Genomic DNA, 8,043 nt, shown 5'->3' on the forward strand with positions numbered 1-8,043 from the left:
GAAAACGCGACTCGAAGGGATCGGGGTTGCCCTTTAAAAACGCAGTTCGACGTGCGACAAGAGAGGCGCAACCGCCCATGGAGGATTTGGATTCTGGATATGAAATGCAGGATGTTCTGGTTCCCCTGGGCGATGCGATTTTCCTGATTGTCGGGCCGTTTCACGGCAAATTCCCGGACTCCTTCAGTTTTCTCATCGACACCGATCCCGTCACGATCGTGGATACAGGATTTTCCCCCGAGGTCGCGACATGGCTTCGCGACACCTACCGGCCCGCGCGCGTCATCAACACGCACTCCCACATCGACCACTGCCGCCAGAACGTCGTCTTCGAAGGATGCGAAATCTGGGTGCCGGAGATGACCGCCGACACCTTCGGCGTCGTCGATCTGCTCGCGCCGCGCTTTTGCGACGAGCCGCTCGCGGCAGACAACTGGTCGCGCGCCATCCGCGACGAGCTTCTCTACATCGAGGCGAATCCGGCGTTCACGCACACCTTCGGCGACGGCCATGTTTTCGACTGCGGACGCGTTCGCCTTCGTGCGATTCACGCGCCGGGGCACCTCGACGATCACTTCGTCTTTTTCGAGGAGAACTCGGGGCTCGCCCTCACCGTGGATATCGACCTGACGAAGTTCGGACCTTGGTATGGAAACCCGGAGTCGGACATCCCCAGGTTTCGCGCTTCCGTCGAGGCGGTGCGCGACCTGCGTCCGCGCGTGGTGGCTTCGGCGCATCGCATGCCGATCCGCGACGGAATCGACGCGGAGCTCGCCGCCTACGCGCGGCGCTTCGACGAAAACGGCGAGCGAATTCTCGCGCTGCTCGATCACCCGGCGACGATGGCGCAGCTTGTCGAGACCAAGCCATTCTACCGGACGCACCCGCATCGGCAAACACTGCTGCGTTTCTTCGAAAAGCAGATGATCGGCAAACACTTGCGGATTTTCGAGGAGGAGGGACGGGTGATCGAACGCGACGGCGTCTACGAACGGGTCTAGTCGTCGCGGTCGGCGCGGTGCCACGTTTTCGGCGGTCGGATGCGCGCCGAAATCGCCAGCAACACTTTCCAGACCACGAAGAACGGCGCGAGTGCGAGGCCGCGAATCACCGCCGAGCGCGGACGTGTCTTAACAACACCCACAAACGTTGCGACCGCGATCATGAGCAACCCCACGCAGGATGCGAGCCAGACCCACGGCAGCACGAAGCGGCATGCGCCGAGCGCCAGCGCGATGAGCGCCGCGGCGTTGATAGCGTAACCGGGGAGCACAACATCCATCGTGAGTTCCCACAACGACCACGAGCGCTCGCGAATCGCCTTGCGTCGCGCGTATCTGCCCAGCGTCTTCGCGACCTGCGCCTGGCCGCCGCTCCACCGCTTGCGCTGTCCGGCCGCCTTGGCGAATGACGACGCCTTCTCGGAACGCACCGCGACGGAATCGACGAACCGGGGATAGACACCGAGAATGGCGAGCCGCAGGGTCTGCTCGAAATCCTCCGCGACCGAAAAACTCATCCAGCCGCAATTTCGAAGCACGCGACCGGTGAGGCACCATCCATTCATGAGCGGCGCGGGCAATCCCAGTCTCGCGCGCCCGGCGTAGGTCCCGGCGTTTTTCATCGTGTTCGTGAGCGTGGAGAGGGCGGCGAGCGACGAGCGGCCGGGGTCGCGCGCGCCGTTGTATCCTTGAACCGCCGGCGCGCCGTCCTGAATCGCCGCATCGAGCGCACGAAGGTAGTCTGCGTCGACGACGGAGTCGGCATCCAGGCAAACGAGCGCGTCGCCTTCGCCCCATGTTCGACCGGAGATGAACCAGTCCAGCGCGAAACCCTTGCCGCGTTTCCGCGGATCGCGACGCTCGACGACGTTCACTCCCGCGCGCCGTGCAACATCGGCGGTGCCGTCGTCGCAATTGTCCGCGAGCACGACGATCTCGAACATGTGCGCTGGGTAATCGATTTCCCGAGCCGCCGAGATCGTGCGCCCCACGCCGGCCTCTTCGTTGTGCGCGGGAATCAGAACGGTGAATCGCGTGCGTGGCTCGTGGGGTCTGGCCCCGGAATGCCGGACGACGAGCGCGACGAGCGAAAACACGGCGTGGCGAGCCGCGGCGAACGCGAAGTAGACAGCGAGTGCGAAGGCCAGGAATTCAAGCGCACGTAGCGCGATCCCGATCACGACACGACCTCGCGATAGATCGCCGCGATCCTCGCCGCCATCACATCGGCGGTGTATTCGCGCTCGAAGCGCTCGCGCAGCTTCGCGCCGAATTCCGCGCGCATCGCCGCGTCGCGAACCAGCGGGATCAGTCGCGCGGACAGCGCCTCCGCATGGGGTGTTGCCGTCAACTCGTCCATTCCCGCGAGGATATCCGGAATGCCACCCACCGCCGAGCAGACTGCGGGAATTCCGCCCCGCATGGCGGCCAGAAGCGCCTGCGGTACCCCCTCGGAATCGGAGGTCATGAGCAGGATATCGAACGCGTCGATCACATCGTCGATGTCCGTTCGAAATCCGAGGAAGCGAACTCGCTCGCCGATGCCAAGCCCGGCCGTGCGCCGCTCACACTCCGCGCGGAGCGGCCCATCGCCGGCCATCACGAAATTCACATTTGACGTCTTCGCGCACGTTTGCGCCGCGACCTCCACGAATCGCAGCGGGGCCTTCACGGGATCAAAGCGACCGACGAATCCAACGACAACATCCGCGTCCGCAAATTCCCACTCGGCGCGGATTCGTTTTCGAGTCTCGATGTCTCGGACACGATCCGCAAGTCCGTTCGCCACGACACGCAGCCTCTCCCCCGTTACGCCGAATGAACGCATTTCGTTCGCGATGGGATTCGACACCGCGATGACGCGATCAGCACGCCGCGCCGCCCGATGATCGAGCGCCATGTACGCACCCATCTTGAGCCCGTTCCAGCCGGAAAACGGTTCGCGATGGCCATGCACCGTGATGACATGCGGCTTTTTCGCGTGCCGGGCCGCGCGGGATGCGTGAATGTTGGAGAGGTAGCCGTGCGAATGAATAACATCGACCTCGCGCGCCGCATCCGCGATCTCATCCGAAGGCGTAAAATCGAACTTCGACCGACGTCGCAGAACCCGGCTCGAGACTCCGAGATCGCGAAGCGACGCCACCAATTGCGCGTCGAAAAACACGGCCGCGCGCAGGTGGATATCGTCCGGGGCGATGGCCCCGGCCAACGCCAGGACGTGCGTCTCGATCCCGGCGAACGCCGCGCCCTCGGCGACCTGCAAAACGCGAAGCGGACTGGCCGACATGCTCAGTGTTTCTTGGCCCGCAGCGTCATGACACCGTTTGCGAGAATCTGCGGAAAGTCCGGCGCGGAAACCGCGGCCGTCTGCGCCATGACCTCGGTGTCGAAGCTCGTCATGCGCTCCATCGAGGTCGACCAGTCGATCATCCGCTTGGCGAGCCCCAGCGCCCGCGCGGGCCGCGTCACGAGGCGCTCGACCAGCGCGGCGGTGCGGGTTTCGAGATCCTCCCGCGGGCAAACTTCGTTCACGATGCGCAGCGCCAACGCGGTCTGTGCGTCCACCGCGTCGCCCAGCAGGATCATTTCTTTCGCCACCGCCGGACCGACCATGCGCGTGAGGCGTGTCGTGCCGCCGCAGTCCGGGATCAAGCCCAGGTAGATTTCGGGAAGGCCGAACCGCAGGTCGTCCGCGGCGATACGAAAGTCGCAGGCGAGGACTATCTCCATCGCGAGACCGAGCGCGTGGCTGTGAAGGACGGCGATCACGGGTTTTTCGAGCGTCTCAATCCGGTTGACGACGTGTTGGATCTTTCGGGCGAGCTCGCGCAGGTGCAGGCCGCGCTCCGTCTCGTCCACGCCGCCGAGCCCCGCCACGGCGGTTACGTCGATTCCCGCCGAAAAACAGGCACCTTCGCCGGCCAGGGTAATGACGCGAACGTCGGAGCGCAGCGCGAGATCGTCGAGATGTCGGCCAAGTTCCAGAACCACGTCCACATTGATCGCATTTCGCTTTTCGGAACGATTGATGACGAGACGCGCGACCGCGCCGTCTACGATGCATTTGACCGCTTCGGTGCTCATGAAGTTCTCCCGAATGGAACCCGGCGGCGGGCAGGGCGCATGCTAGGAGGATTCGAAATCGGGAACAAGCGAGGGCGACAGCGCGCGACGCAGGCGTTCGGCGAGCAGACCGTACCGACGGCTCACGTCGTCGTTGCGAATCGCGAGTTCGAGCGCCCGTCGGCTGCCCACGACGACGACGAGCCGCTTGGCCCGCGTCACCGCCGTGTAGAGCAGATTGCGTTGCAACAAAATGAAGTGCTGCGTCGAAAGCGCGACCACGACCGCCGGGTATTCCGATCCCTGGGATTTGTGAATGCTCGTCGCGTAAGCGAGGGCGAGGTCGTCGAACTGCGCTCCTTCGACCTTGACCGTGACGCCGTCGAAGTCGACGTTCAGAAACCTGCCGCTCGCGTCTACGTAATTCACGCGACCGAGGTCCCCGTTGTACACGCCGCGGTCGTAATCGTTCGACGTCTGCAACACCCGATCGCGCACGCGAAAGATCCGCTCGCCGCGCCGCAACTCGGATCCCGACGGATTGAGCGCGAGCTGCAAACACTCATTGAGGCGACGCACGCCGATATCTCCCTTGTGCATCGGCGTCAGGACCTGAATGTCGGCCATCGGATCGAGGCCGTACCGGTTCGGCAAACGGCGCGTGACGAGATCGACGATGGTGTTCTGCGCGCCTTCGGGGTTGTCGCGTTGGATGAAGAAGAAGTCGGCCTCTGCGTCGTCGGTCAGGATCGGTTCCTGCCCGCGCCGAATGCGGTGGGCGTTGGTGACGATCAGGCTTCGCTGTGCCTGCCGGAAGATCTCGGTGAGTCGGGCGACGGGAAGCTCGCCGCACTCAATCAGGTCGCGCAGCACCGACCCCGGGCCGACTGACGGCAACTGATCCACGTCGCCGACGAGAATGACGTGCGTGTGCGCGGCGATCGACATCGCGATCGTTGCCATCATCTGCACGTCGATCATGCCCGCCTCGTCTACGACGATCACGTCGGGGTCGAGGCGCGCGGCGGAAAATCGCGCGCTCGTGCCGGGCCGAATCTCCAACAGCCGATGGAGGGTCTTCGCCTCGCGCCCGCAGGCCTCCGACAGGCGCTTGGCCGCTCGGCCCGTCGGTGCGGCGAGGACGACGCGACCCTTGAGCGCCTCCGTGATTTCGACAATTGCGCGGATGATGGTCGTCTTCCCGGTTCCCGGTCCGCCCGTGATGACGGCGACCTTGTCCTTGAGCGCGTTGCCGACGGCGACCGACTGCGTGGGGGACAGCTCGATCCCCTTCTTTTCGGACAACCATTGGATGGCTTTGAATGCGTCGAAATCGCGAAGGCGCGACTGCCCGGCGCGAATGCCGCGAAGCCCTCGCGCCACCGCGACCTCGGCGTCGTGAAGCTCCTTCAGAAAAACGGTCGGTTCGTCGGGCGAGTCCACGGAGTCCGCGACGACGAGACCCCGCTCGCGCAGCCGTTCGAGGGCTTCCTCGGCGCGGCCCGTGTCGATGCCGAGTTGGTCGGCGCACGCGCGGCACAGGCCGCCTCGCACATATCCCGTATGGCCCTCATCCGCGAGGGACGAGAGAATGTGAACGAGCCCCGCCTGCGCGCGGTCGATGGAATCGTGCTCGATGCCCAGCGCTCCCGCGATCTTGTCCGCCGTGGCGAATCCGATCCCCTTCACATCGAGAGCGAGTTCGTAGGGATTCGCTTTGAGCCGTCGAATCGCGTCTTCGCCGTAGTGCTTGACGATTTTGCCGGCGAGTGAACGCGGCACACCCACGCTTTGGAGAAAGACCACCAGTTCGCGCCAACTCCGCTTGGCCGTCCACACCGACGCGAGCGCCGCGCCGCGCTTCGCACCGATGCCGTCGACGTCGGTAAGGCGCTTCGGATCTTCGTCGAGGATCGACAGTGTCTCCGCCCCGAAGTGCCGAACGATGCGCTCCGCCATCACCTTTCCGATGCCGGGCACGATGCCGGACGCAAGATACCGAGCGATGCCGACCGGCGTACTGGGAAGTATCGGTTGATACGCTCGAACCCGAAAACGCTTTCCGTGGCGCGTCTCCTCGTGACCGCCGACGACCTCCAGTTCCTCGTCGACGTGCACGTCGAACAGGTCGCCGGCGATGATTTCCTCCCGGCCGTCGGGCAGATCGAAACGGCAGATCGCAAAGCCGGTTTCCTCGTTCGCGAAGATGATCCGCGTGACGCGGCCGCGAAGCGACTGCTCGCCGCCGCCGATCAGGGAGGACTGCGTCATGCGCCGTCGTCTTCGCGGGTGGGACGGTCGCGCAGCGCACGGCGCGACTCGATGAATCTCGCCGCGTTCTCCCGGACGCTGTCGCACAGGCTGCGATCGTCCTGGATTTCGAGCAGATCGGACAACAGAAGATGGGGCAGGAGATTGTTCGCCAGATTCTCCGGCGTGTACGGATTGCGCGCGAGGGCGAGTTTGACCGTGTAGCGCGTGATCCACCGGGCCGAACGGTAAATGGTTTCCAGGATGACGGCGGACGAGGGCCGCCGGGCCGCGACACGCACCACATCCGCCTCGGTCGTCCGCGTATTTTGCAAATACGCCTCAATCACCTGGGGATTCGCGTCGTACATGATCTTCGTGCGCGTTTCGCGATCGGTGTCCCGCGCCTTCGAGACGCGTCGGCCCACCGTCTGGCCGGCGAGACCGTAGATCAGGAAATCCTCGTCGGCGCGCGCCGAAACGCGGGCCGGGCGTCCCTTGGAAAACAGCGCCACGACCTCTCGCACGCCCAAACGCGTTGCACAATGAAAAATGCGACTGCGTCGATACGTGTCGAGCCGCTCGGCGAGGGTTCGCGGATGGGCGAGGACGCTCCAGGTATCGAGCGCGCCGTGGTCGGCCTCGCGTGCCCGGCGATGTATGAGCGTGATCGCGCGAACGACATTGTCATCCGTCAGCGCGAGCAGTTTCTCGCCCACGAAGGCAGCCCTAAGTTCGGGGTCCGCGACGCGGCCGATGTACGCAAGGATATTCTCAACGCACTCGACCGCGCTGGTGTCGCCCACCGGCCACAGGGGTCCCTGATCGTTCAAATCCGCTCCGCGCAGTCGGGAATCTGATGGATGATTGTAGGTGATCCGGCGCGCGGAACAAGGTGGGGGAGGGGGACGCGTGGGAACGCGCGAGCGAATTCAGCTCTTGCTCACGATTCGGATCGGGGTCAGCCCTGATCCGCAGTCAGCATGTTCTGGCGTTCGGCGAAGGAGCGCAGGTCGTCGTACAGAATCTTGGTGACGCCATGACCGCGCGTGTTGAACGCCTTGAGTTCGTTGTTGCGGATCCACCGACGGATGGTCTCGGTGGAGACCATGCAGAACTCCGACGCTTCTTTCACCGTCAGGAATCGGGAATTCGCGGACATGCCTATTCCGTTCATGTCAAAGCCTCGTGTTTCCTCGATGATCGGATTGCGATCGTCTCCGACTTGCCCATTTCATCGGCGCGCCCACGTCGCGCCTGAAGCATTTTCCGGCCACGGACCGCGATCATCTGGTGTTCCCCGGGGCGGTTTGTTCGGGGACGCGCAACTCGCGAAGCCGGGGACTGGCAACGCGAAGCGGTGCCTGTACCCCGGTTTTCCAAGTTTCAGATTTTCACTCGCACCCGGTCGGCGTCGGGTTCGTTTCGTATTCGCCGCCGTAGACCAGGTACGTCATCGTCACCGACGACGCGAAGACCTGCGGCACCGTCGTCCCGGTCTCCTCGGTCTCGTCCACGGTCGCGGTGAAGTCGTACGGGCCATCCGCGGGCACGTTGAAGAGCATGAAGCCCGAGTTCAGCGGATGCGTCGAGGTGCGGGTCAGGCTCGGTCCGTTCTCGTCGGAAAAGTACACCGTGTTCTGGCCGGAGTCGTTCGTCACTTCGGCGCAGCCGACCATTTCCGTCGCGGTCCCGCCGTTCCACAGCACGAATCCCAGCACGATGC

The 8,043-nt window shown here is 64.2% G+C and carries 8 protein-coding genes; 1 reads left to right on the forward strand and 7 read right to left on the reverse strand.

Annotated features, from left to right (window positions below; genetic code table 11):
- The first annotated feature begins 104 nt into the window (after window positions 1–104).
- A complete protein-coding gene (locus IT350_19800) occupies window positions 105–1,001 on the forward strand; it encodes an MBL fold metallo-hydrolase (protein MCC6160306.1) in 897 nt (298 codons plus the stop codon).
- Here IT350_19800 and IT350_19805 read toward each other — a convergent pair.
- The 7 genes from IT350_19805 to IT350_19835 all read right to left on the reverse strand — a co-directional run.
- Window positions 998–2,182, reverse strand: coding sequence for a glycosyltransferase family 2 protein (locus tag IT350_19805; protein MCC6160307.1), 1,185 nt, complete (start codon window positions 2,180–2,182; stop codon window positions 998–1,000). The two genes, IT350_19800 and IT350_19805, sit on opposite strands and share 4 nt — an antisense overlap.
- Window positions 2,179–3,291 (reverse strand): glycosyltransferase family 4 protein, encoded by a 1,113-nt coding sequence (locus IT350_19810; protein MCC6160308.1) that lies wholly within the window; start codon window positions 3,289–3,291, stop codon window positions 2,179–2,181. Before IT350_19810 ends, IT350_19805 begins: the two co-directional genes overlap by 4 nt.
- A gap of 2 nt (window positions 3,292–3,293) precedes the next feature.
- Complete coding sequence (locus IT350_19815; GenBank protein MCC6160309.1) at window positions 3,294–4,088, reverse strand: enoyl-CoA hydratase/isomerase family protein; 795 nt, start codon at window positions 4,086–4,088, stop codon at window positions 3,294–3,296.
- Window positions 4,089–4,130: 42 nt separating this feature from the next.
- Window positions 4,131–6,338: an ATP-dependent RecD-like DNA helicase gene (locus IT350_19820; GenBank protein MCC6160310.1), complete on the reverse strand. Its 2,208-nt coding sequence runs from the start codon at window positions 6,336–6,338 to the stop codon at window positions 4,131–4,133.
- On the reverse strand, window positions 6,335–7,150 hold the full coding sequence (locus tag IT350_19825) for a hypothetical protein (GenBank protein MCC6160311.1): 816 nt from the start codon (window positions 7,148–7,150) through the stop codon (window positions 6,335–6,337). Before IT350_19825 ends, IT350_19820 begins: the two co-directional genes overlap by 4 nt.
- Before the next feature lie 128 nt (window positions 7,151–7,278).
- The gene (locus IT350_19830) at window positions 7,279–7,479 is read right to left on the reverse strand and encodes a helix-turn-helix domain-containing protein (protein MCC6160312.1); all 201 of its coding nucleotides are present in this window, start codon (window positions 7,477–7,479) and stop codon (window positions 7,279–7,281) included.
- Window positions 7,480–7,711: 232 nt separating this feature from the next.
- Window positions 7,712–8,043, reverse strand: a 332-nt coding sequence (locus tag IT350_19835) for a hypothetical protein (GenBank protein MCC6160313.1), incomplete at its 5' end; no start/stop codon positions are given.

This window comes from Deltaproteobacteria bacterium, from assembly GCA_020845895.1.
In the GTDB taxonomy this organism is placed as follows: domain Bacteria; phylum Lernaellota; class Lernaellaia; order JACKCT01; family JACKCT01; genus JADLEX01.